At 58.6% G+C, this 22,892-nt stretch carries 21 protein-coding genes, 1 tRNA gene and 1 pseudogene; 16 read left to right on the plus strand and 7 right to left on the minus strand.

Annotated elements, in window-relative coordinates:
• Positions 1 to 926: 926 nt before the first annotated feature.
• Together ABRP93_RS01100 and ABRP93_RS01105 are read left to right on the plus strand one after the other, a co-directional pair.
• Positions 927 to 2,309, plus strand: a complete 1,383-nt coding sequence (locus ABRP93_RS01100) for an NlpC/P60 family protein (RefSeq protein ID WP_349886534.1) — start codon at positions 927 to 929, stop codon at positions 2,307 to 2,309.
• 32 nt (positions 2,310 to 2,341) lie between these two features.
• On the plus strand, positions 2,342 to 3,415 hold the full coding sequence (locus tag ABRP93_RS01105) for a ferrochelatase (RefSeq protein WP_023022386.1): 1,074 nt from the start codon (positions 2,342 to 2,344) through the stop codon (positions 3,413 to 3,415).
• Positions 3,416 to 3,437: 22 nt separating this feature from the next.
• On the opposite strand, the gene ABRP93_RS01110 is transcribed toward ABRP93_RS01105, so the two are convergent.
• Entirely contained in the window at positions 3,438 to 4,211 is a 774-nt protein-coding gene (locus tag ABRP93_RS01110) for an Rv1486c family protein (protein WP_349886535.1), read from the minus strand.
• Positions 4,212 to 4,244: 33 nt separating this feature from the next.
• On the opposite strand from ABRP93_RS01110, the gene ABRP93_RS01115 reads away from it, so the two are divergent.
• On the plus strand, positions 4,245 to 5,084 hold the full coding sequence (locus ABRP93_RS01115; RefSeq protein WP_349853068.1) for a DUF3097 domain-containing protein: 840 nt from the start codon (positions 4,245 to 4,247) through the stop codon (positions 5,082 to 5,084).
• A gap of 26 nt (positions 5,085 to 5,110) precedes the next feature.
• On the opposite strand, the gene ABRP93_RS01120 is transcribed toward ABRP93_RS01115, so the two are convergent.
• The 3 genes and pseudogenes from ABRP93_RS01120 to ABRP93_RS01130 form a co-directional block, all read right to left on the minus strand.
• Positions 5,111 to 5,683 carry a hypothetical protein gene (locus ABRP93_RS01120; protein ID WP_023022380.1) on the minus strand — a complete coding sequence of 191 codons (573 nt, stop codon included), beginning with the start codon at positions 5,681 to 5,683 and terminating at the stop codon, positions 5,111 to 5,113.
• 29 nt (positions 5,684 to 5,712) lie between these two features.
• Positions 5,713 to 6,452 (minus strand): annotated as a pseudogene (locus ABRP93_RS01125) (TVP38/TMEM64 family protein).
• A 102-nt stretch (positions 6,453 to 6,554) separates the two neighbouring features.
• Positions 6,555 to 6,640: transfer RNA gene (locus ABRP93_RS01130), tRNA-Leu, on the minus strand.
• Positions 6,641 to 6,879: 239 nt separating this feature from the next.
• Here ABRP93_RS01130 and ABRP93_RS01135 point away from each other — a divergent pair.
• Entirely contained in the window at positions 6,880 to 7,419 is a 540-nt protein-coding gene (locus ABRP93_RS01135; RefSeq protein ID WP_023022376.1) for a YbhB/YbcL family Raf kinase inhibitor-like protein, read from the plus strand.
• Entirely contained in the window at positions 7,419 to 7,811 is a 393-nt protein-coding gene (locus ABRP93_RS01140) for a hypothetical protein (protein ID WP_023022374.1), read from the plus strand. Before ABRP93_RS01135 ends, ABRP93_RS01140 begins: the two co-directional genes overlap by 1 nt.
• Positions 7,812 to 7,876: 65 nt before the next feature.
• On the opposite strand, the gene ABRP93_RS01145 is transcribed toward ABRP93_RS01140, so the two are convergent.
• Complete coding sequence (locus ABRP93_RS01145; protein WP_349886536.1) at positions 7,877 to 8,992, minus strand: quinone-dependent dihydroorotate dehydrogenase; 1,116 nt, start codon at positions 8,990 to 8,992, stop codon at positions 7,877 to 7,879.
• A gap of 3 nt (positions 8,993 to 8,995) precedes the next feature.
• Positions 8,996 to 10,042, minus strand: a complete 1,047-nt coding sequence (locus ABRP93_RS01150; RefSeq protein WP_349862224.1) for an NHL repeat-containing protein — start codon at positions 10,040 to 10,042, stop codon at positions 8,996 to 8,998.
• A gap of 66 nt (positions 10,043 to 10,108) precedes the next feature.
• Here ABRP93_RS01150 and ABRP93_RS01155 point away from each other — a divergent pair, with 66 nt between their 5' ends.
• From ABRP93_RS01155 to ABRP93_RS01195, 9 genes are all read left to right on the plus strand, one after another.
• Positions 10,109 to 10,963 carry an undecaprenyl-diphosphate phosphatase gene (locus ABRP93_RS01155; RefSeq protein ID WP_349862225.1) on the plus strand — a complete coding sequence of 285 codons (855 nt, stop codon included), beginning with the start codon at positions 10,109 to 10,111 and terminating at the stop codon, positions 10,961 to 10,963.
• A gap of 33 nt (positions 10,964 to 10,996) precedes the next feature.
• Positions 10,997 to 12,235, plus strand: coding sequence for a cysteine--1-D-myo-inosityl 2-amino-2-deoxy-alpha-D-glucopyranoside ligase (gene mshC / locus ABRP93_RS01160; RefSeq protein ID WP_349886538.1), 1,239 nt, complete (start codon positions 10,997 to 10,999; stop codon positions 12,233 to 12,235).
• A gap of 24 nt (positions 12,236 to 12,259) precedes the next feature.
• Positions 12,260 to 12,643 (plus strand): hypothetical protein, encoded by a 384-nt coding sequence (locus ABRP93_RS01165; RefSeq protein WP_023022364.1) that lies wholly within the window; start codon positions 12,260 to 12,262, stop codon positions 12,641 to 12,643.
• 124 nt (positions 12,644 to 12,767) lie between these two features.
• Positions 12,768 to 13,490, plus strand: a complete 723-nt coding sequence (locus ABRP93_RS01170) for an HAD family hydrolase (RefSeq protein ID WP_023022362.1) — start codon at positions 12,768 to 12,770, stop codon at positions 13,488 to 13,490.
• A gap of 43 nt (positions 13,491 to 13,533) precedes the next feature.
• Positions 13,534 to 13,797: a phosphoribosyl-ATP diphosphatase gene (locus tag ABRP93_RS01175; RefSeq protein WP_023022360.1), complete on the plus strand. Its 264-nt coding sequence runs from the start codon at positions 13,534 to 13,536 to the stop codon at positions 13,795 to 13,797.
• A gap of 43 nt (positions 13,798 to 13,840) precedes the next feature.
• Entirely contained in the window at positions 13,841 to 14,686 is an 846-nt protein-coding gene (gene hisG, locus ABRP93_RS01180) for an ATP phosphoribosyltransferase (protein ID WP_023022358.1), read from the plus strand.
• A gap of 111 nt (positions 14,687 to 14,797) precedes the next feature.
• On the plus strand, positions 14,798 to 16,357 hold the full coding sequence (gene aspA / locus ABRP93_RS01185; RefSeq protein ID WP_349886539.1) for an aspartate ammonia-lyase: 1,560 nt from the start codon (positions 14,798 to 14,800) through the stop codon (positions 16,355 to 16,357).
• Positions 16,358 to 16,722: 365 nt separating this feature from the next.
• Positions 16,723 to 18,030 carry an anaerobic C4-dicarboxylate transporter gene (locus ABRP93_RS01190; protein ID WP_349886540.1) on the plus strand — a complete coding sequence of 436 codons (1,308 nt, stop codon included), beginning with the start codon at positions 16,723 to 16,725 and terminating at the stop codon, positions 18,028 to 18,030.
• 149 nt (positions 18,031 to 18,179) lie between these two features.
• Positions 18,180 to 19,847: a formate--tetrahydrofolate ligase gene (locus ABRP93_RS01195; RefSeq protein WP_349886541.1), complete on the plus strand. Its 1,668-nt coding sequence runs from the start codon at positions 18,180 to 18,182 to the stop codon at positions 19,845 to 19,847.
• A 6-nt stretch (positions 19,848 to 19,853) separates the two neighbouring features.
• Here ABRP93_RS01195 and ABRP93_RS01200 read toward each other — a convergent pair whose 3' ends face one another.
• On the minus strand, positions 19,854 to 20,681 hold the full coding sequence (locus ABRP93_RS01200; RefSeq protein WP_349886542.1) for a RecB family exonuclease: 828 nt from the start codon (positions 20,679 to 20,681) through the stop codon (positions 19,854 to 19,856).
• Between the two features lie 46 nt (positions 20,682 to 20,727).
• On the opposite strand from ABRP93_RS01200, the gene ABRP93_RS01205 reads away from it, so the two are divergent.
• Complete coding sequence (locus ABRP93_RS01205; protein ID WP_349886543.1) at positions 20,728 to 21,981, plus strand: M18 family aminopeptidase; 1,254 nt, start codon at positions 20,728 to 20,730, stop codon at positions 21,979 to 21,981.
• Between the two features lie 29 nt (positions 21,982 to 22,010).
• Positions 22,011 to 22,847 carry a tRNA (adenine-N1)-methyltransferase gene (locus ABRP93_RS01210; RefSeq protein ID WP_284770664.1) on the plus strand — a complete coding sequence of 279 codons (837 nt, stop codon included), beginning with the start codon at positions 22,011 to 22,013 and terminating at the stop codon, positions 22,845 to 22,847.
• The last annotated feature ends 45 nt before the right edge of the window (positions 22,848 to 22,892 follow it).

The following is a 22,892-nucleotide window of genomic DNA, read 5'->3' on the forward strand; positions in this document are numbered from 1 at the left end:
TCACTTGAGCGATGTCAATGTTCGAAAAATAAACATCAACCCACCTTCCTTAAAAGTGGTGAGACGAGTTCGCTAGAGCTCCATCGTGTGGGTATGCGGATGTGGTTCTTGGTCGAGCCCTTCAATATTGGATTCCCAGTGAAGCGGGGATCCAGGCACAAGGTTCGCCGAGGAGCGCAGTCGGGTACGTGCAGAATGAGAGAATGAGGGAACCGGAATCACACTAGGGCCAGCATTGTGTGGCCTGTTCATGGTTTGTGGCCGCTTGCCCTCGCAGGGATGATTTCAGGCAACCGGGATCTACGGTCCCATCGTGAAGCTGTACCTCCACTGCGCCGCGGCGAGTTGCGCCAAGGATCATAGGGCAGTTCTCACTGTGCCAAGCGCAGCGTGCAAGGGGACTGGATTCAACCAGTTACCCGTAAGAACCGCGCACCACAAGTGAAGCTTTATGAAGATGTGCCAATCTTAAATTGGCAACGCGATGGGAGAAGAAGATGCTCCCTGCAGCGCTAGAGTGCTCACACTCACAGTAAACCGCGTAGTACACGTGGAGAAATTGCACCATATATGTCGCTGGTATGGGGAAATAGTAGCGATTGATGGGCATTGAGTCGTGGAGTTACTGAGTTAAGCTTCAGCACATAGAGCTTTCATAGATGTGCGCAAACCCTAGGTGAAGTCTCTTCAATTTTCGGGCTCATGTGCCGTATACATCCTGGGGCCGCGGGCTGCCAGGGCGATAACCCATACCCATAAGCTTTTGGGTGTGTAGCTATCGGATTCCGAATATCGCAATGAAGACTCTGAGCTTGCTGCTGTGCGGAAATGCGCAAGCTTTAAGTGTCTCGGGCATTCCTGTGCCTAAGTGCGGAGCAGTGAGTCCCTTTCTTAATTGGAAGGTGGTCCAAACAAGGAGAATTCCAGTGGCCACCATTCGTCTACCGCGCATCCGACATGTTCGCGCAACTATCGCTGCAGTCGTAGGTGCCGCAGCGCTATCGCCCCTGACGTCCATCGCTCCCGCGGGAGCAGATGAGCACCCCGATCCTACCCAAGTCGGTACGGTTGCAGATGGTCCGAGCGCCGATGCCGATGACTCGATCGCCCGTGCTGTAACCAACGCTGATGCTCAGCAGCGGGAAGTAGATCATCTGCGGCAGCTGCTCGACCAGGCGGAGGAGCAAGCGGCGGCCGCGACGGAGCGCATCTCCCAGCTTTCGGCCGACCCTGAGGTTGCGGACGATGCAACAGAGCTTGACCAAGCTTATGCCGATAAGCGCGCGGCCGAATCGGCAATGGTCGAACATCGCCGCAATTTGGCCCAACGAGAGGCTCAGATGAGCGCCACCCGCAACTTCGCTGAGGCCTCTTTTGCCCACCAGCAGGAGACGGCGGAAGTGTCCCAGCAGGGTGACCTTCCAAATGTGCAAAATCAAGATAAAAACCTTGACTTTAAGGTAGGGGCGGATACGCTTGCCGATGATCCCGTCAAGCCCCAAGACTTGAATAAAGACAAGGCTCAAAACTTTACCGACGAGATTATTCCGGATGAAGCTACACTCCCTGAGGCGACAAATGATGACGCCGTCGTCGAGGGGCAGAAGGACGCGGCTGCCCCGAAGGTGGAGTTCGGCACCGCACTTAATCAGGGAGCCACGCCGTCCTTTAACACGGTCGACTACGGCACTGGTTCATCGGCATCGGACGTAGTGGACATTGCAGGCGAGCTCGCCGCAGCGGTCGACGAAGATGATGTACGGGGGCTGTTGGAGGGCTCTTCAGACCTGTTGGGGATTGGCAGCCCGAATACGGCGCCATCGGCAAGCACCGATCCTTCCGCTACCGGTCAGGGGTCAGGAGCGCCATCCAACTCTGCTCCGGGCAATAGCAGCCAGATTGAGGCGGTAATTGCTCGCGCAGAATCTGTCATCGGAACCCCATACGTGTGGGGCGGCGGCGACAACAATGGCCCAACTGGTGGCCTCCGGGACGGCGGCGTTGCCGATAGCTTTGGTGACTATGGCCAAAGCGGTTTTGATTGCTCCGGATTAACTAAGTACGCGTTCGCCGCAGCAGGCCTGGACCTTCCGCACTACACCGGTGCGCAGTACCAAATGGGCAACAAGGTTTCGCGCGACAACTTGCAGCGCGGCGACCTCATCTTCTACGGCGCCGGCGGTAGTCAGCATGTTGCGATCTACTTGGGCAATGACCAAATGATTGAAGCCCCGCAGTCTGGCCAGAACGTACAGGTCTCCCCCGTGCGCTGGGCTGGTGCGACCCCGGATGTCGTGCGTCTTCTCTAATTCTTAGCCTTGTGGTTGCTACTATTTAGGGCATGACTGACGCACAGCATCCTGCCCAAAATTTCGACGCCCTGCTCGTTCTTTCTTTCGGTGGCCCGGAAGGAAACGAGGAGGTCGTTCCGTTTTTAGAGAACGTTACGCGGGGCCGCGGAATTCCGCGCGAGCGCTTAGAAGTAGTGGGCGAGCATTATTACCACTTTGACGGGGTAAGCCCGATCAACGGCCTGAACCGGGAGATTATCAGTAACGTCGAAGGTGAGTTGAAAAAACGCGGACATAATCTACCGGTTTATTTTGGCAATCGGAACTGGCACCCCTTTGCCACAGCTACCGCAGAGAAAATGGCGGAAGAGGGGATCCGCACGGTGGCCGTCTTCGCCACCTCCGCTTGGGGAGGCTACTCGGCGTGCCGGCAATACGATGAAGACATCGCTGCAATGCGGCAACACCTTGCAGATAAGGCTCTGCCAGAAATCGAATTCACCAAGATTCGACAATTTTATGATCACCCCAAGTTTATCGCGGAGATGGCCGATGCCGTCGCCGAGGCCTGGCGCCGTATCCCCGCCGAGAAAATGGAGAGCGCGCGCATGCTGTTTACAGCCCACTCGGTGCCGAATGCACACGATAATGTCGGCGGTGCAGACGGGGACAAAAACCTTTACTCCCGGCAAGTAGCCGAAGCCTCCCGTCTGGTGGCCGAGCGCGCCGGAATTTCTGATTACGACTTGGTGTGGCAATCGCGCTCCGGTAACCCGAAGACGCCGTGGCTGGAACCGGATATCGTTGACCACACCACCGAAATCCATGACCGCGACGGGGTAGGCGCCGTAGTGGTGTGCCCCATCGGTTTCATCTCCGATCACATGGAGGTCATCTGGGACTTGGATTCCGAACTGCAAGCCGCAGCCGATGAGATGGGAGTACAGGTCGAGCGCGCCCGCACCGCTGGCCCCTCCCAGCGGTTTGCGGGCATGGTGGTGGATCTGGTGGAAGAACTCGAACAGGGGAAGCCGTGGGAGACCAGCGGGAATGTCACCGTACAAGGGTGCACCACCAACGGCGCGCCCTGCGCTGCAGGCTGCTGCGATATCCGCGCCCACTAAAGGGGCCGCGTGCGAGCCTGCTTCAGCGAGCGAATTCCGCTGCCGAATAAGCCACTCCCGTCATCCGCGCCTGCCGGATATGGCGCCATAGGCGGAGGAGCTGCGGGTCGAGGCTGTGATCGTTGATCCTATCCGTGACGGTTTCGATGATCGCGGCAACGCGGTCCGCGCGAGCAAAGAGTTTCGCAGCCCGGGGCGGGGTGGCCGGTGGCAGGCCGGGTGTGTCATAAAAATCGCTCAGGGTCCCCACCGTGAGCCGGGGATTAGTCAGCGTGGTGGACTGGTAGCCGGTGGCCGTAATGAGATCGGCGGATTCATCCGTTGCCTTAGTCAACAATGCGTCCGCCTCGCCGGGGCTCAGCCATGCCGGTGAAGGTAGCGGCTGATCCTCGCGGATTACCTGCCATGCCGTGTGAGCTCGATGGGGATAGGGGACAAGGACGAGCGAAACTTCCGGATCGTTGGTGCGCACAACGATGGCGCCCGCTGAACTTTGCGCGGCCGCACGGGCAGATTCTGATCCTGCGGGAAGCGCCGGCGCTTCACCCGGGCCAGATAAAATAAGCCGGAGAAGAGGCTCCCCGCCCGCGCCTGGCTGAGAAGTGAGCTCCTTCGTTTCGGCGCGCAGCAAGGCGAGCAAATCGATGAAGGGAGATTCATCCAAGCATTCGGGGCGCCCGCCCAGCTCTGTCAGGGCATCGAGCAGCTCATCTGTTGTCTCATGTCCCCACAACCACGCGGCTAGCCAGATGGCAGAGTTTTGGAGAGGGGACCACACTTCGGCGCGCATATCCATGGCGAGCAAGTGTAGTAGATAGACTATCGGGTCATGAGTTTAGATCCTTATGGCGGAGATATTTTTGCTGGGCACCGACGCAGCAAGCCCACCCAGTACCCAGAGGTGCCGGCAGAACCGGGCATGGTGGTAGAAGTGCGCGGTGATGACTTTGTGGGCGCCGTATTAGGCGTGGATAAGACCGTCTTTGGTGAGGTCGTGCGGCTAGAAGACCGCCACGGCGTCGAGCGAGTATTTAACCTTATTAAAGGCGGGTTCTTAGTAGAAGGTCAGCCGGTGACGCTTACGAGGTACGTGCCCAAGCAAGCACCCCGCAAATCCAACTCGGGATCTAGGCGGGTAGAAAACGTAGAAGCCAAGGTGGCAGCGCCATCGCGCATTTGGGTCGAAGGCGTCCACGATGCCGCCATCGTGGAAAAGGTGTGGGGGCATGACCTGCGCGTAGAAGGCGTGGTCGTGGAATACCTGGAGGGCTTGGACAACCTCGAAGAAAGGCTCGCCGAATTTCAGCCTGGCCCCGGCCGCCGGGTAGGCGTGCTCGCGGATCACCTGGTCAAAGGGTCGAAAGAAACACGAATGACCGAGTCAGTGGGGGAGCACGTTCTAGTCACCGGCCATCCTTTTGTTGATATTTGGGCGGCAGTAAAGCCGCAACGGGTAGGCCTGCAAGCATGGCCGGAGGTGCCGCGGGGCGAAGATTGGAAGACCGGGATTTGTCGCCGCGTGGGTTGGTCCGACCCCTCCGACGGGTGGCGCCACGTGTATAACGCGGTCCATTCTTTCCGGGACCTAGACTCCAGCCTTATCGGTGCGGTCGAACGGCTCGTGGATTTTGTGACCACGCCAGAGCTGCAGAAATCAGACCTTGTCTAGGCTCCAATAAGCGGTGCTTTCCGGGCTTAGGCTAGATTGGCGCGTTCAATGAGGTTGACCGCCAATTGCCACCCGGCCATCTCGGCGCTCCAGCCCGCAGCCTGCAGCCTTTGGGACATCGCCTGTTTGGAAATGCCCAATTCTTCTGCGGCCTCATTTTGATTGAGCCCCGCCCTTACGAGCGAGGTCGCCTCGCGGCCCTCGATGGTGCGCTTATTAAGCACGTATCCAATGAGCGCGAAGGCAGCGGCAATATCGCTTGCCTCCGCAGAACGGCCGCGCTTATTGAGCTTGGTATAGACCTGCCCCATGCGCGCGGAATTCTTGAGCGCTGCGGTCGCCACGTGGCGCGCGCTCTCCTCGTCAGCCTGGTTGCCGGGGCTGATGCCGATGCCGATGGCCCAGTCGCCATCGGCAAGCAAGGCCATGACGACCTCACAGACTGCGGTGGCGGAATCGACAACGGCGCAAATATCCTCCACGCCAAGGACGTGAAACTCGCCGACGCCCTCGAGGGTGGATAGCGCGGCGGCCGAGCGCTGTACGAGCTCAGCGCGGCGCACGGAACGCCCACGGTAGCGGGCATGGACAGCGAGCACGAGGATCCTCCTTTATTGCGAGCAGTTCGTTACAGTCTACCGCTTAACCTTGACTGGACGGGAGTTGGCAGGCGCGAATCGAGCACAAGTCCGCCGATACCGGCGAGGGCAAAGACGATAAAGGCAACGATGATCCCGGGACTGGCCGTGCCAGTAAGGGCATCGCCGAAAAAGACTCCAATGACCGTGGTGGGAATCGAGCCGACCAACGTAGCGACCGTAAAGTGAGAAACGCTGATGGGGTAAGTGCGGCGACATAGTTGAGAAGGCTGAAGGGCACTCCCGCGACCATGCGCAGGGAAGCGATGGCCAGCCAACCGCGCCGCTCGAGGTGGGCATTGATGGTATAAACCGCAGGATGAGCAAGGTGCGGCCTATTCCAGTCTCCGAGCAGGCTGCGCACAATCAGCAGCGATAATACGGCCGAGATGGTGAGCGCGAATAGCGAGATAGCAAGACCCCGCCAAGGGCCGAAAAGGATGCCAGCTGCAATCGTCCAGATGGTCCGGGGTAGGGGAAATTGCGTAAATATGACATAACCTAGCGTGAAGGCAACCGGAAACCACGCGCCAAGGCGGGCAGCGGCGGCCCGCATCTGGGAGAGATCGGGAATATCGAGCCAGATAAAAAGCGCAACTCCAGCAAGTGCGAGCGCGATGATGAGGCTCCAGCGTCGCGGTGACCACGCGCGGATTGAGCCCCAAGCAGAGTGGATGAGTTGAACGCAGAAGCTACCAAAGCTGCGTATCCAATCCCGGAAAGTGGTCATGCGTTTGTATCGTAGTCGGCTGGGCCGGGCTGATAGAAAAGAGCTGTACTCATAGAAAAATCTCGAGACACCATAGGAACGATGTCTCGAGACTTCACGATGTGCCCGGAGGGGGACTTGAACCCCCACGTCCGTTAATAGGACACTAGCACCTCAAGCTAGCGCGTCTGCCATTCCGCCACCCGGGCAGGGTGTTTGCAACCTCTCGGTTGGGCACCCCGAAACTTTATCGTGTTCCGCTATTGGAATACAAATCGCCAGGTAAATCCTCATAAAACGGACGATCTCAAGGCGGTGAAAATACATCCTTGTAACTTGGGTAGCCGTAGCGCGAAAGCAGGAACGCGGTACGAAACCAGCCGCCTAGTGGAGGGTTAGTGGGGAGGGACATCGACAAGCGCGTGTGATCTGCGGTACAAAGGGGTACATGACTTCTTATGCAGATGACACTCGATTCCCCGGACCTGACCCATACGCCCCGCTGCGCGATCTCCCCAGCTTCGGGCTGTCTTCTACCGACTTGGTAGAAGGCGATGAGATCCCAGAAAAGCACCGCGCGCCGGAAAGCGTGTCCCCGCAGCTGGCATGGTCCGGGCTGCCGGAGGGAACCAAGTCTTTGGCCGTCACCTGCTTTGACCCGGATGCACCGACTGCCTCCGGTTTCTGGCACTGGGCCGCCTTTAATATCCCCACCGATGTCTCCGAGCTGCCCACCAATGCCGGTGCGGCAGAGGACCTTGGCATCGACGGTGTTATCAGCCTGCGCAATGATTCCGGCAACCGTACCCACTTTGGTGCTAATCCGCCGGCCGGCCACGCGCCGCACCGCTACCTCTACGCGGTCCACGCCGTAGACGTAGAAACCCTCGACATTGATCCAGATTCTTCCCCGACCGTCCTCGGCTTCAACCTGCACTTCCACGCGCTGGGCCGGGCAATCCTTTGGGGTTGGTACGAGGCCAAGTAATGGCGAGTTCCGCTCCTAAAAATCCAGTGACCCCACCCGCAGCGCTGCGGGTGGGCGGCGCTTTTTTGGTCGTCGCTTTTGTGCTGGTGCTTTTCGCCCTCATCTCCGTTTTTAGCGATGGATGGGGCGCACCCTTTGTCTGGACCTACAGCAACCTCGCGATCATCATCGCTGCGGTGATGGTGGGTGCATTCAGCACGATGAGCAAGGAGCATGCCGGCAGCCGCGCGCAGATCATCGCCCTGGCAGTGGCGGTGGCGTTGATCATTGCTAGCCGCTTTCTGCCGCAGCACGATTTGCTGATTCAGCAGCAGTATTGGTTGCTCTTTTATGCCGGCATGTCTGCCATCTGCGCCTTGATTTTGCGGCGCAGCGTCATGGCGACCTCTTAAGCGGTCCCTAAAACAAGCAATGCCACGTGTTTCTACACGTGGCATTTGTGCTATCTGGTGGGCTGCTAGTTTATTGCCTTCCACGGCAGATTGGAGCCTACAGCCTCAGAAATATTGTTCAGGCCATGGGCGCGAATTTGCTTGGCGATGCCCCTGTGAATATCCCGAATCCAGTCCGGACCACCGTAGATGAGCCCAGTATAGCCCTGGAGAAGGTTGGCACCTGCGGCAATCCGCTCCCACGCTTGCTCCGGGGTGGTAATCCCGCCGACGGAAATCAGGACGAGCTGCGAGCCCACGCGCTCGTTAAGGCGGCGGAGCACCTCTAAGGAGCGATCGGCTACGGGTGGACCGGAAATTCCACCGGCGCCAAGGGCCTCTACCTCCGCGCGGGGAGTGTTAAGTCCCTCACGGGAGATGGTGGTATTGGTGGCGACGATGCCGGCAAGGCCCAGTTCCACGGCGAGATCGGCGACGGCATCGACATCGGCATCCGAAAGATCCGGCGCGATCTTGACCATGACGGGTACATCGGTGGATTCTTGCACGGCGCGCAGGATGGGGCGAAGCGATTCGACCGCCTGCAGGTCCCGCAACCCGGGAGTATTGGGGGAGGAGACATTGACCACCAGGTAGTCCGCCAGGCCGCCTAAAACGGAAGCGGAGCGGCGGTAATCATCCACGGCGCGTTCTGCCGGGGTGACCTTGGTCTTGCCAATATTAATACCGATGACGTCGTTGTACCGGCGCTTGCGCAGGTTCTCTGCCACGGCGGCCGCACCCTCATTATTAAAGCCCATCCGGTTAAAGATGGCGGCATCTTCTTTGAGGCGGAAGAGGCGGGGAGTCGGGTTACCCGGCTGCGCCTGCGCCGTGACGGTGCCCAGTTCGGCGTAGCCGAAACCAAGGGGGGACCAGGCATCGGCAGCCGCGGCGTTTTTATCAAAACCGGCCGCCAGGCCAAGCGGGCGCGGGAAGGTGATCCCACAAACGTCTTGTTTCAAGACTGGATCGTTGACCGGCAGGACGCGGCCAAGCGCGCGATTGGCGGGTCCTGCCGCGTGCAGACCGTGCAGGCCAGAATTGATAATACCGTGGATGCGCTCGGGGTTTAAGCGAAACATTCCTCGCAGCGCTAGCTGATAGGCGCCTTTGCGCAGCGAATCGAAGGTCGAAACCATGGATTAAGACTCCTTTTTCAGGTGCGGATCCGCCACGAACTGCAGCCCCTGGCCGGATGCGGAGGCAACCACGATGGTGCCATTGGAAAGAACGGAAATATTCTGGGCATCGGCAAGCGTGGCAAAGTCGCCGCGGGATTCGGGAACGCCCTTGTCAATAGAATAGGCGTGCGCGATGTTGTTATCGGTGGTGGTAACCCACGCGAGCTCGCGCGAGTCATCCCAGGCCACCGCCCACGGGGTGCCGTGCACCACGCCGTATTGGTGCAGGCGGACGACGTCATCGGAGGTATAGACCGCGATCCGGCCGCCCTCGGTATCGGAGGCGAGCACAACGCCGTTGTCACCCACTGCGATTTGGCCGACACCCTGGCCAGCGCGCAACCGGCCGCCGGCGCGGTCATTGGGCCAATCGATATTCTGGATGGTGGAATCCGACCGCTGAATGCGCACGATACCGTCATCGCCATCCGCATTGGGAACGGCGAGCATCTGGTCCGAGCCGGCCTCGACGGAGATTTCGCCGTCCCGCTTGCCATCCTTGTACCGGCCGACCACAGCGGAGTCGTCAGCGGTGACAAATACCTCGCCGGTCGAAATCTGGGTTGCGGCGCTGACCTGGAAGTCCTCGTCCATCTTGATTTCCCCCGGTGACTCCGGCGCAGCAGGATCGATGAGCAGGACCTTGTCCGGGCAGGCCAGGACGAATCCAGACTCAGACGAGCTTAAATCGCCGCAGGTGGAATCGATATCGATGGTCTTCGCCTTCTTGGCGGCAAAATCGTCCTGGCTGCCAATGCGCACCTGGTCCGCGGTGCGAACGGCAATCGTATCTTTCACCGCAGCCAGATCCGTAATGTCCTCATCGAGGTCGATGACCGTGCCGGCAGGATCGGTGTCACTGGGAGAAGCGGCCGGGGTGGCGTTGCCCTTCACTGCGGTTTCGGGATCACCGCCTACGCCCACGGTGGAATCGCAGGCGGCCAGCGCAGCAGTGGAGAGCGCTAGCAGGCTGGATAGTACGAGTGTGGAGCGGGATCGTGATTTCACGGATACTTATCCTAACAGCGCGCGTTGCGATTTCCCGAAGCCGTGCGCGACGGTAGTGTATGGCGGGTGATTTCTGATACCGCGACTGAAGCAGTTTCTTGGGCACAAGTTATCGTTTTATCCATTGTGCAGGGGCTTACGGAGTTTCTCCCGGTAAGCTCCTCGGGGCACCTGCGCATCGTTTCTGAGCTTTTTTGGGGCAACGATGCCGGCGCTTCCTTTACCGCCGTTATCCAGCTCGGCACCGAGCTTGCCGTGCTGGTCTATTTCGCCCCGATGATCTGGCAAATCCTCTCTGGGTGGCTGCGCGGGTGGACCAATCCCGCTTCGCGCGGGCAGGACTGGCGCATGGGCTGGATGGTCATCGCCGGATCCATTCCCATCGGCGTCATCGGCTTCGTCTTTGAAGATGCCATCCGCGGGGCGCTGCGCAACCTGTGGATCACCGCAGCGATGCTGATCCTCTTTTCCTTCGTCTTCATTGCCGCTGAACGCGTCGGCTCCAAAAAGCGCGGTTTTGAGGAGCTGACGATGAAGGATGCCATCATCATGGGCCTGTGCCAGTGCTTGGCGCTCATTCCTGGCGTTTCGCGTTCGGGCGGCACCATTTCCGGTGGTCTTTTCTTGGGCCTCGACCGCGAGGTGGCCACGCGCTTTAGCTTCCTTTTGGCCATTCCGGCAGTGCTGGCTTCGGGGCTTTTTTCGCTTCCCGATGCCTTCGCACCCGAGTCCGGCCAAGCCGCTTCCGGTATGCAGCTGCTCGTTGGCACAGGGATCGCCTTTGCCTTGGGCTATGCCTCGATCGCGTGGTTGCTGAACTTCGTGGGCAACCACTCCTTCGCGTGGTTCGCGGCCTACCGCATCCCAGTGGGCATCATCGTGATGATTCTGCTGGCCTTGGGGGCTCTACAGCCCATTTAAATCCACCCATAAAGAAGCGTTAGGATGGGTGCCATGCATTCTTGGCCAAAACCTACTTATAGTCGCGTCCCAGGCGATGCGGCGCAGCTCTATCTCTACGACTCCGCGAATCAAACCAAGGCCCCCGTGCAGGTAAAGGGGGATACCGCCACCATGTACGTGTGCGGTATTACCCCGTATGATTCGACCCACTTGGGCCATGCAGCCACCTACCTCACCTTCGACCTGATTTACCGGCAGTTCTTGGATGCAGGCAAGAAGGTCAATTACGCGCAAAATATCACCGACGTCGATGACCCGCTCTTTGAGCGCGCGGAGCGCGACGGCGTTGATTGGCGCGAACTCGGCACCTCCCAGATCGACCTTTTCCGCTCCGATATGGAGCTTTTATCGGTCATCCCGCCGCAGCACTTCATCGGCGCCATGGAAGCAGTCGATGAGATCGTGGAGATGGTGCAAAAACTATTGGATAACGGCGCCGCTTACGTGGTCGATGACCCGGAGTACCCCGATGTGTATGCCTCCATCGATGCCACCGAGGAATTTGGCTACGAATCCAATTACTCGATGGAACAGATGCAGGAATTTTTTGCCGAGCGCGGCGGCGACCCCGACCGCCCGGGCAAGAAGCACCCCATGGATGCCCTGATTTGGCGCGCCCACCGCGAAGGCGAACCGGCGTGGGAGTCTCCCTTCGGTCCCGGACGCCCCGGCTGGCACATCGAGTGCTCTGCTATCGCCACCAATTACTTGGGCAGCACCTTTGATATCCAAGGCGGCGGCAGCGATCTGAAGTTCCCGCACCATGAATTCTCCGCCGCGCATGCAGAGGCCGCCTTGGGCGTAGACCGCATGGCGCAGTTCTACGTCCACACGGGAATGATCGGCCTCGACGGCGTGAAAATGTCCAAGTCCCTGGGCAACCTGGTCTTCGTCCACAAGCTCGTGGAGCAAGGCGAAGATCCCTCCGCCATCCGCCTTGGCGTATTCTCCGGCCACTACCGCGCTGAGCGGGACTGGTCCGATGAGGTGCTCGACCAAGCCAAGACCCGCCTGGCCATGTGGCGCTCTGCCCTGGAAAGCCCTGGGTCCCTGTCGGCTGCGGAAGGTGCGGTAGCGGGGCTTCGCCAAGCGCTTGCCGATGACCTCGATACCCCCACCGCGCTGCGCGTCATCGACGATTGGGCAGGCAGTAACCGGGGTGAAGACGAGGAAGGTGCTGCGGAGTTAGTGCGTACAGCACTTAATTCGCTGCTCGGCGTGCAGGCCTAGCCAACTTAGGGCAATATCGACAGCATGAGCATTCGCGCAGATTTCCAACCCACCGTTGATGAGTTCATTGCTGATCTTAAGTCCTTCGCCACCGGCGATTACCTCAAGGACGAGGAAAAAGAATTCTGGGAGGCACCGTTTAACGCGGCGGTCCTACCAGAACTCAAAGGCCACCTCGAGCAGATGTTGGATGGGTTGGACGGGCTGCCGGACGATCCTGATGGCGGCCAGCTCGCCGCGGTGCTGAATAAGACCGTGCAAAAACTCGCCACCTTCAATCGCAAGCAACACGATGCGGTGGTGGAGCCGGAGGAAAAGGAAGAAATCGCCGAGCTGATGTACAACGCCTCCGCGGCTACCGGCGCCGATGATGAGGCGCTGTCACAGATCCCAGAGTTGGACTTCTAGGCCCCTTTACGGCGCCAGCCCGCCGTGGATAGATTCCTAAGGTGAAGTTGATTGATCACCGCGCAGCGCGAATATCCCCCTCGTTGAGCCGTAGTTCTATGCCGGAATAGCCGGTGGAGTGTGTATGACCACAGTGAGTGATTCCCAGTCTTTGTCCCGTCCCGCGGCGATTTTCTGGGATATGGATGGCACCTTGACCAACTCGGAGCCCTTGTGGGGTGAGGCGACGTACTATCTTTCGGAAGTGCTGGGCAAGCGCCTGACAGCCAGACAACGCATGGATACGGTGGGGGCTACCTTTCCTACGACGCTGCGCATTTGCGCTGATAATGCGGGAGTTTCCTTGGGCGAAGGCGACGTCGAAGCCTATCGGCACAAGATGTTTGATTATGTGAAGACACTTTTTGCTGGCCGCCTAGAAATCTTTCCCGGGATCCCTGAGCTTTTAACCTCGCTTCGCCAAGACGGCATGCCGATGATGGTCACGACGAACACGGATCGCGACGTCGCGGACGCTGCCATCGCGGTAATAGGCCGCGAACATTTCGTGGACACTATTTGCGGCGATGAAGTTCCCACTGGCAAGCCCGCCCCGGATATGTACTTGGAAGCAGCCCGGCGCCTGCAGCTTGATCCAGCTCAGTGCCTTGTGTTTGAGGATTCCCCGGCAGGTATGCGCGCTGCCGTGGCCGCGGGATGCACCGTTATCGGTTTGCCCGAGGATGAAGGCGTGGAAGTGCCGGAGGGGGTAGTGGAGATTTCCCGGCTGCGCGATTCTCGCCACCTCGCAGGCGCGCGCCATGTAGATGTCTACGAGTGGTTCCGAGCTATCCAGGAAATGAAATAAAACCCTTCGCATTGACTGCTTACCTGTGGAACAATAGGTAGTTGTGAAGGATTTTGAGACACTTTTTGCTGAGCTACTACACAAAGCAGACCAGAAGCCAGAGGGTTCTGGGACCGTCCAGGCGCTGGAAGAAGGCGCCCATCATATTGGCAAAAAGATCATCGAAGAGGCGGGCGAAGTATGGATTGCCGCCGAATACCAGTCCGATGAGGAACTGGCGGAAGAAATGTCGCAGCTTATCTATTGGACGCAGGTCATGATGATCAAGCGCGGCCTGCGGCCTGAAGATATTTATAAATACCTATAACTTGTTGCCCACCTGCGGTGGAGCAGACTTCCTGGAGAACAGCATGATCAAAATTGCAGTACCAAATAAAGGTTCCCTATCAGAAGCGGCTTTAGAAATCCTTGGTGAGGCCGGTTATAAGGGGCGCGGCCACTCCAAAACGCTGAACGTGGTGGATTTGGACAATGGGGTGGAGTTTTTCTTCCTCCGCCCGAAGGATATCGCGATCTATGTCGCCCGCGGTGTGCTTGATCTGGGGATTACGGGGCGCGATTTAGCGCTCGATTCCAACGCCCAATTTAAAGAGGTCCTCTCACTTGGCTTCGGTGACTCAACATTCCGCTACGCCGCACCCCAAGGAGAGGGGTGGGATATCTCTCACCTGGAGGGCAAGCGTGTGGCAACGTCGTACCCGAATTTGGTCCGACAAGACTTGGCGGAGAAGGGGATTTCCGCCGATGTGATCCGCCTCGACGGCGCGGTGGAAATATCCATCCACTTAGGCGTAGCCGATGTTATTGCTGATGTCGTGTCAACTGGTACTACGCTGCGGCAGCAGGGTTTGGCGCCCTTTGGTGAGCCCATTGTGAGCTCGGAAGCTGTTGTCATTAAACGCCACGATGCAGAGGTGACGCCAGAAGAGCAGGTTGTATTGGGCCGCATCCAAGGTATTCTGCACGCCCGCACCTACCTCATGATCGATTACAACATTGCAGAAGAAAATCTAGATAAAGCAGCTGGTGTTACTCCGGGCCTGACTGGCCCAACGGTTTCACCGTTGGCGCGTCAAGACTGGGTGGCGGTGCGTGCGATGGTTCCGCAAAAAGAAGCCAACCAGATTATGGATCGACTTTCCCAACTCGGTGCGGAGGCAATTTTGGCTTCCGATCTCCGCATTGCCCGCTTTTAGGGGGAGTATTAAATTCTTGGTCGTCCCAACTGGGGCGAAACGTGGCTACCATTGGCGCTTGAGATTATTCACTCGGACATCATTCTCGACAGGCAAAGGAGCCGCGCCATCATGGCAAAGTCGTCTAAGAAAGAAGAAAAAGACACTAAGTCTGCCGCAAAGCAAGCGGAGAATAAGCAGGAGGATAAGACCACTCATTCTGCACAGAAAAAGGTAGCTGAGCAGAAGCAGCCAAAGACGTCGAGCAAAAACACTCGTACGGAAACCGATCTGATCGGTGACTTGGAAATTCCCGCTGATGCTTACTTTGGTGTCCACACCGTCCGCGCGATGGATAACTTCCAGATTTCCTACGTGACCATTAACACCATTCCGCACTTCATCCGCGGCATGGTGAAGGTCAAAAAGGCTGCCGCGATGGCCAACCGTCGCTTGCACGTGCTGCCAAAGAAGAAGGCAGAGGCCATCATGTGGGCCTGTGACCAGATCTTGGATGAGGGTCGCTGCATGGACCAGTTCCCGCTCGATGTATTCCAGGGTGGTGCCGGCACCTCGTTGAACATGAACACCAATGAGGTCGTTGCCAACTTGGCCCTTGAGCACTTGGGGGAGGAGAAGGGCTCCTACGACATCATCAACCCCAACGACGATGTCAACATGTCCCAGTCCACCAACGATGCTTACCCAACCGGCTTCCGGTTGGGCCTGTACGCTGCCATCGATGACCTCATCGTGCGCATCGACAGCCTGCGTTCCGCATTCCAGGACAAGGGTAATGAGTTCCAAGACATCCTGAAGATGGGCCGTACCCAGCTGCAGGATGCCGTCCCCATGACCTTGGGCGATGAATTCAAGGGCTTTGCTAATAACCTCAACGAGGAGCAGGCCGTTCTGCGCGATGCACAGAGCCGCTTGCTGCAGATCAACCTCGGCGCAACCGCCATCGGTACCGGAGTTAACACTCCAGCTGGCTACCGTCACCAGGTAACCGCCGCCCTGTCTGAAGTCACCGGCCTGGAGATGAAGACTGCAAGCGACCTTATCGAGGCCACCTCTGACTGCGGTGCCTACGTCTTCTTGCACTCTGCCATCAAGCGCGCTGCCATGAAGCTCTCCAAGATCTGTAACGACCTGCGCCTGCTTTCCTCTGGCCCGCGCGCTGGTCTTGGCGAGATCAACCTGCCGGCCCGCCAGGCAGGTTCCTCCATCATGCCGGGTAAGGTCAACCCGGTTATCCCTGAAGTTGTCAACCAGACCTGCTTCAAGATCTTCGGCAACGACCACGTCGTGACCATGGCCTCAGAGGCAGGCCAGCTGCAGCTCAACGTGATGGAGCCGGTCATCGGTGAGGCACTGTTCCAGTCCATCCGCATCATGGGCAACGCGGTTGATGCGCTGCGTGAGAAGTGCGTCACCGGCATTACCGCCAACGCTGATGTGTGCCGCCAGTACGTGGAGAACTCCATCGGTATCGTTACCTACCTGAACCCATTTATTGGTCACCACAACGGTGACGAGATTGCAAAGGAATCCCTCAAGACCGGCAAGGGCGTCAAGGAACTCGTGCTGGAGAAGGGCCTACTTGATGAGGCAACGCTGAACAAGGTGCTGTCGGTAGAAAACCTGATGCACCCAGAATTTCGCGGTCAGCTTTTCTTGGATGAAAACTAAGTAAAGTTCGCGAGCCATAGTGCCGCATGAGGTGGGAGATGCCCATCCTCATGGCGGCACCGATCAGTCCGCACACACCGTGCTTTCTTTCCTCCCTTTGGGGTGGGGAAGCGCCTCGCGGTGTGTGCGGTCTCTTTCGTCTCTGCCCGCAGTGCGGCTTTACTTCCGCCCCATAGCGCAAAGACATCAAACCATACCGAACGGTTTATAACGCGAGGTAGAACACATGTGGGAAGCAACACAAACGGGCAGAATATGTAAATAAAACAACATATTCAGGGCAAAATAGAAATGTAAGGGTGGTCCACGACCGGCAGGCGTAGGTGGGGCCACCACGTGTAGTTGAGAACGTGTGGAGCGTATCCATGGTTATTATTCATATTGTCATCGTTCTCGCAGCCATTATCCTGGGTGCGAGAATTGGGTCCATAGGCATCGGCATGGCCGGCGGCCTGGGCGTTCTCCTTTTGGGCGTTGCGGGAGTTCCAGTAACTAGGGACGACATTCCGTTCGACGTCATTGCCATCATTATGACGGTGATTGCGGCTATTGCCGCCATGCAAAAGGCCGGCGGCATGGACTATTTGGTTCATGTGGCCGAGAAGTTCCTGCGCAAAAACCCCAAAAAGATTACGTTTTACGCACCCATCGTGACCTGGTTGATGACGGTCTTGGCCGGTACCGGGCACACCTCCTTTTCCACGCTGCCGGTCATCGTTGAGGTGGCCAAGGAGGGCAAAGTTCGCCCGTCGCGCCCATTATCTATCGCGGTCGTCGCCGCACAGATGGGTATTTGTGCCTCGCCGATTTCTGCTGCAGTTGTCATCCTGGCTGGTCTGCTTGAGCCCATGGGCGTGGGCTACCTCCAAGTACTCGGTGTCCTGATTCCAGCTACCTTCCTTTCCATCTTCCCCGCCGCATGGGTGGCCAATAAGTTCGGCAAAGAACTAGAAGATGACCCTGTATATCAGGAGCGCAAGGCGCAAGGCCTGGTCAAAGAACCGATTGGTGCTAGTAAATATGAGCCAAAGGAAGGAGCTAAGTCTTCCGTAGTCATCTTCCTCATCGCCATCGTCGTCGTCATGGCGTGGGCTACCATTTCTTCCGAACAAGTTGGCCTGATTACGGATCCCACGTTGCCGCGCAATGAGGCAATCATGACCGTCATGCTCTCGGCCGCGACGATCATCGTCTTGAAAACCAAGATTCCGACCGGCGACGTCCTCAATACTCCGGTATTTAAATCTGGTATGTCCGCCTGCATCTGTGTGTTGGGCGTTGCGTGGTTGGGAACCACCTTGATCAACCACTATTTGGACGATATTCAAGCGCTGGCCGGCGACGTCATCGAAGCTTCGCCATGGTTGCTAGCAGTGGTGCTCTTCTTCGCCGCAGCCCTGCTGTACTCGCAGGCTGCCACCACCAAGGCGCTCATGCCCGCCGCATTGGCGCTAGGTGTTAACCCGGTTACCGCCGTGGCCGCATTCCCAGCAGTATCTGCTCTGTTCATCCTGCCGACGTACCCAACGTTGCTGGCAGCTGTCGAAATGGATGATACGGGCACGACCAAGATCGGCAAGGCCGTATTCAACCACCCATTCCTTATCCCCGGCGTGGTCAGCATCGTCGGTTCCGTGCTCCTTGGCTACGCACTCGGTGCGGTAATCATTTAGCGAGTCTTCGAACTCGAGGTCCTTGTGGCGTCTTCTCCGCTGAGAGGGCGCCACTTTTATGTGGAATCTTCACCAAAAGAAATGTTCTGCCTCACAGTTTATACCCCCATGCGACTTGGCTAATGTCAGAAATCGGTAGGGTAGGTGCCATGACTACGCAGCCATCCGATGTTGAAATCGCACAAGCCCATAACCTGCAGCCGATTGCGGAGATCGCAGCCAAAGCAGGAATTCCCGAAGATGCAGTAATTCCTTTTGGTTCCACGAAAGCCAAGGTGGATATCACCAAGGTGGATAACGCCAAGGACAAGCGCGGCAAGCTCGTGCTGGTAACAGGAGTATCTCCGACACCGGCCGGCGAGGGTAAATCCACGGTCCTCATCGGCTTGACCGATGCGCTGGATCAGATCGGGAAGAAGGCCATCGTTGCCCTTCGTGAGCCCTCTCAGGGCCCCGTAATGGGCATTAAGGGAGGCGCAGCAGGCGGCGGCTACGCCCAGATTGTGCCGATGGAGGATATCAACCTGCACTTTACCGGTGACTTCCACGCCATTGCCGCGGCAACGAATACACTTGCGGCCATCATCGACAATCACATTCACCAGGGCAACCAGCTGGGCATCGACCCACGCCGCGTGACGTGGCAGCGCTGCGTCGACGTGAACGATCGCGCGCTGCGCAACGTGGTAACTGGCCTCGGCGGATCGGCACACGGCGTACCGGCAGAAACAGGCTTTACCATTACTGCGGCCTCAGAGATCATGGCGATTTTGTGCTTGGCGACGAGCCTCGATGACCTCAAGCAGCGCCTAGGCGATATTACCGTCGGGTTTACCTATGACCAGCGGCCAGTGACCGCGCGCGAGCTCGATGCGGAAGGCGCGCTCACCGCGCTGATGCGCGATGCCTTGAACCCGAACTTGGTGCAAACCCTCGGCGGGGTTCCCGCACTCGTGCACGGTGGCCCGTTCGCCAATATCGCGCACGGCTGCAACTCTTTGCTGGCAACGCAAACTGCCCTGCAGTTCGGCGATATCGTGCTGTCTGAAGCCGGCTTCGGCGCGGATCTCGGCGGTGAGAAGTTTATTGATATCAAGTCCCGGTTTGGTGACCTGGACGTGGCCGGCGCAGTGGTCGTGGCGACGATTCGCTCGCAGAAGTACAACGGGGGCGTTGCCAAGGATAAGCTCACCGAGGAAAACGTTGAGGCGCTGCAAAAGGGCATCGTCAACCTCGAGCGCCACGTGGAAAACCTGCGCAAGTTTGGTATCAAGCCCGTTGTCGCACTCAACCTTTTCTGGGCCGATACTGAAGCAGAGCGCCAGTTCATGCGCGATTGGGCCAAGGACTTCGGCGTGGCCTTGGAAGAGGCCAACGTCTGGGTCGAAGGCAGCGCGGGAGCGACGAAGCTGGCCGAGACCTTGTTGGAAAACCTCGAGGGTGGCGCGCAGCAGCTCTACGATCCTGAAGAAGGCATCGAGGCCTCCATCGAGACCATCGCCCGCGAGATCTACCGCGCGGATCGCGTGGAATACGGCTCCAAGGCTGTGAAGGACTTGCAGTACATCAAGGACAATGGCTGGGATAGGCTACCCGTTGTCATTTCCAAGACGCAGTATTCCTTCTCCGATGAAGCAACCGCATTGGGTGCCCCGGAAGGACACACGCTGCACGTGCGCGAGCTGCTGCCGCGCACCGGTTCCGGGTTCATCGTGGTGCTTACCGGCAACGTGATGACCATGCCGGGCCTGCCCAAGAAGCCGGCGGCCAATAATATCGACGTCGCCGCCGATGGCACGGTATCCGGGCTATTCTAAAACGAATTAATCCGCCGCGGAGCCCGGCCAACCCGGGTACTCCGGAGGCGTGCCGCCAAATTCGGGGCAAATCGCCTGATGCGCGCACCAATTACAGAGCTTGGAGCGTTTCGGGCGAAAATCCCCGGCGCGCCCATCGGCCTCAATCTTGGCCCACAGCTGGCCTAGATCGCGCTCGAAGTATTCGAGTTCTTCTTGGTTGGGGGATAAGAACATCGAACCCAGCACCTTTAGATACATCAGTCGTAGCTGGTGGGGGATTGTTCCCAACAGGCGCCAATACACTAGGGCATAAAACCGCATCTGGAATTGGGCGCTGTGGGAAAAGCGCGGTGCTGGTTTCTTGCCCGTTTTATAATCCACGACGCGCACCTCGCCGGTGGGGGCGCGGTCCACGCGGTCAATAAACCCGCGCACGGGCACGCCGTTGGGCAGAACCGTGTTGACATACATCTCGGTTTCTTGGCAGTCGAAGCCCTGCGGGTTTTCCATCTGGAAATAGCCTTTGAGCAGTTCGCGGGCGGCGACGAAGAAATCATACGTCTCGTCTTCGGGCACGAGCTCGAGCAATTCAGCGTCCTGTTCCGTCATCGCTGCCCAGCTTGGCTTAATCATCTTTACTGCGGCTGGGTAAGTGCGCTCTTCGCGCGGGAGTTTATGCGTTTCTTCTAGGACCGCGTGGACCAGGGTTCCCTTAACTTGGGCGATGGTCTTGGGTTCGGGAATCTTGTCGATGGCCCGGAAACGATAGAGCAGCGGGCACTGCTGGTAGTCGGAGGCACGCGACGGCGACAGGGCAAGGGGACGGGGGCGGGGAGTAGATGTAGTAGCCATGATGTATCTAGCCTATCGCTGTTCGTTTCGTGGCAAGCTAGAAGGCATGAGTTATACCGATAAGTTCCTTGATTTCTTGGCGGCCTCGCCGTCGTCGTACCACGCCGCGCATGAGGTAGCGCGCCAGCTGCAAGATTCTGGTTTCCAGGTCCAGGATGAGCGCGAGGACTGGTCGGCCACCCCGGGCGGTCACGTCATGGTCCGCGGCGGCGCGGTTGCCGCGTGGTACGTGCTGGAAGGCGCCGATAAAAACTCCGGTTTCCGGGTTATCGGCTCACATACTGATTCGCCGGGGCTGGCGCTCAAGCCCACGCCCGATTTTTCTGCTGCGGGCTGGCAGCAGGTTGCGGTAGAAGTCTACGGCGGTGCCTTGCTGCACACCTGGTTCGATCGCGAGCTGACCGTCGCCGGCCAGGTTGTGACCACGGATGGGCGTCAGCACCTCGTGAATACGGGCCCAGTCCTGCGCCTTCCGTCGCTGGCTATCCACCTGTACCGCAAGGATGAGTTCAAACCGGACCGGCAAAAGCACATGCAGCCGGTGCTGACGGTGGGCGATGAAGAGGCGTCGATCCTGCAGGTGGTGGGGGAGCAGGCGGGCATCGCCAAGCAGGATATTGCTTCCTTCAACCTGATTACCGCCGATGCCGCTCGGGGTGCGGTCTTTGGTGCGGGCGAAAAGTTCATCGCGGCTGGCCGCATGGATAACCTGTCTTCGGTGCATGCCTCGCTGGAGGCCATGCAACACGCCGCGCAGGACTATGACGGCTCCGATATTTTGGTCATGATGGCCTTTGACCACGAGGAAGTGGGATCGAGCTCCCGCTATGGTGCCGCCGGGCCCATCCTGCAGGACGTGCTGACCCGCACCGCCCGCGCGCTGGGGGCCAATGAGGAGGAGCGCTTCCAGATGTTCGCCCGCTCAAGCTGCGTGTCTGCCGATGCCGCGCATTCGGTGCACCCCAATTACGCGGATACGCACGATCCCACCCACCAGCCGATCATTGGGCAGGGCCCGGTGACCAAGATCAACGGTAACCAGCGCTATGCCTCCGATGCGCAGACGATTGCGCTGTGGGAGACCGCGTGTGCCAAGGCTGGGGTGCCGGTGCAGCGTTTCGTGGGCAATAACGATGTGCCGTGCGGATCGACCATCGGCCCCATTACCGCAACGCGGCTGGGCATCGACACCGTCGATGTGGGCGTGCCGATGCTATCGATGCACTCCGCGCGCGAGATGGTGGGCGAGCAGGACCAAATATGGCTCTCGCGGGCACTTGAGGCATACTTGAAGGGTTAGTTTCCCACAACCTCGAGGAGTTTTGCGGCATGGCTTATTCTGGCCCCTTTTCCTATGGCGACCGCGTGCAGCTGACGGACGCCAAGCGTCGCCACTACACGGTCATTTTGAAAGAAGGAGGCCAGTTTCATTCCCATAAAGGCATAATCAACCACGATGACATCGTGGGAATGGATGAAGGTTCCGTCATCGAGTCCACCTTGGGCTCGTCCTTCCTGCTCTTCCGCCACCTCATGGTGGATCACGTCCTCTCGATGCCGCGCGGCGCCGCCGTCATCTACCCCAAGGACGCCGCACAGATTTTGGTCGAGGGCGATATTTTCATGGGCGCCCGCGTGCTTGAGGCTGGTGCGGGCTCCGGTGCCTTGTCGATGTCCCTCCTGCGCGCCGTGGGCCCCGAAGGCCACGTCTATTCCTACGAAATCCGTGAGGATCACTTGGAGTATGCGGTCGATAATGTCGAGGAATACTTTGGCAGCCACCCCGAGTGGTGGTCGCCGCGCCTAGGCGATCTTGGCGATGTCACCGCTGACGATCTCGGTGGCCCCGTTGACCGCATCATCTTGGACATGCTTGAGCCCTGGGAGAACTTGGAGACCGTACGCGATCTGCTGATCCCCGGCGGCGTGTTCATGACCTATGTGGCAACGGTCCCGCAGCTGATGAAGGTCATGGAGGGCATTCGCGAGCTGCAGTGCTTTACAGAGCCGAAGGCATGGGAGTCCCTGGTGCGCGAGTGGAAGGTAGAAGGCCTGGCCACTCGCCCAGAGCACCGCATGAATGCGCATACCGCATTCCTCATTTGGACCAGGCGGCTTGCCGATGGCGTCACCCCGCCGCGCCCCCAGCGCCGCGCCCGCAAATAGTATGCGCACTATTTAAGTACACGGATGTAATTAATTGCTAAAGTG

Origin of the sequence: Corynebacterium sp. KPL2850 (assembly GCF_040225855.1) — a bacterium.
Taxonomy (GTDB): Bacteria; Actinomycetota; Actinomycetes; order Mycobacteriales; family Mycobacteriaceae; genus Corynebacterium.

Excerpts from the sequence above, each read along its gene's own strand:
- ABRP93_RS01105 (WP_023022386.1), top strand. The coding sequence starts at position 2,342 with ATGACTGACGCACAGCATCCTGCCCAAAATTTCGACGCCCTGCTCGTT.
- ABRP93_RS01110 (WP_349886535.1), bottom strand. The coding sequence starts at position 4,211 with ATGGATATGCGCGCCGAAGTGTGGTCCCCTCTCCAAAACTCTGCCATC.
- ABRP93_RS01115 (WP_349853068.1), top strand. The coding sequence starts at position 4,245 with ATGAGTTTAGATCCTTATGGCGGAGATATTTTTGCTGGGCACCGACGC.
- ABRP93_RS01135 (WP_023022376.1), top strand. The coding sequence starts at position 6,880 with ATGACTTCTTATGCAGATGACACTCGATTCCCCGGACCTGACCCATAC.
- ABRP93_RS01140 (WP_023022374.1), top strand. The coding sequence starts at position 7,419 with ATGGCGAGTTCCGCTCCTAAAAATCCAGTGACCCCACCCGCAGCGCTG.
- ABRP93_RS01145 (WP_349886536.1), bottom strand. The coding sequence starts at position 8,992 with ATGGTTTCGACCTTCGATTCGCTGCGCAAAGGCGCCTATCAGCTAGCG.
- mshC (WP_349886538.1), top strand. The coding sequence starts at position 10,997 with ATGCATTCTTGGCCAAAACCTACTTATAGTCGCGTCCCAGGCGATGCG.
- ABRP93_RS01165 (WP_023022364.1), top strand. The coding sequence starts at position 12,260 with ATGAGCATTCGCGCAGATTTCCAACCCACCGTTGATGAGTTCATTGCT.
- ABRP93_RS01170 (WP_023022362.1), top strand. The coding sequence starts at position 12,768 with ATGACCACAGTGAGTGATTCCCAGTCTTTGTCCCGTCCCGCGGCGATT.
- hisG (WP_023022358.1), top strand. The coding sequence starts at position 13,841 with ATGATCAAAATTGCAGTACCAAATAAAGGTTCCCTATCAGAAGCGGCT.
- aspA (WP_349886539.1), top strand. The coding sequence starts at position 14,798 with ATGGCAAAGTCGTCTAAGAAAGAAGAAAAAGACACTAAGTCTGCCGCA.
- ABRP93_RS01190 (WP_349886540.1), top strand. The coding sequence starts at position 16,723 with ATGGTTATTATTCATATTGTCATCGTTCTCGCAGCCATTATCCTGGGT.
- ABRP93_RS01195 (WP_349886541.1), top strand. The coding sequence starts at position 18,180 with ATGACTACGCAGCCATCCGATGTTGAAATCGCACAAGCCCATAACCTG.
- ABRP93_RS01200 (WP_349886542.1), bottom strand. The coding sequence starts at position 20,681 with ATGGCTACTACATCTACTCCCCGCCCCCGTCCCCTTGCCCTGTCGCCG.
- ABRP93_RS01205 (WP_349886543.1), top strand. The coding sequence starts at position 20,728 with ATGAGTTATACCGATAAGTTCCTTGATTTCTTGGCGGCCTCGCCGTCG.
- ABRP93_RS01210 (WP_284770664.1), top strand. The coding sequence starts at position 22,011 with ATGGCTTATTCTGGCCCCTTTTCCTATGGCGACCGCGTGCAGCTGACG.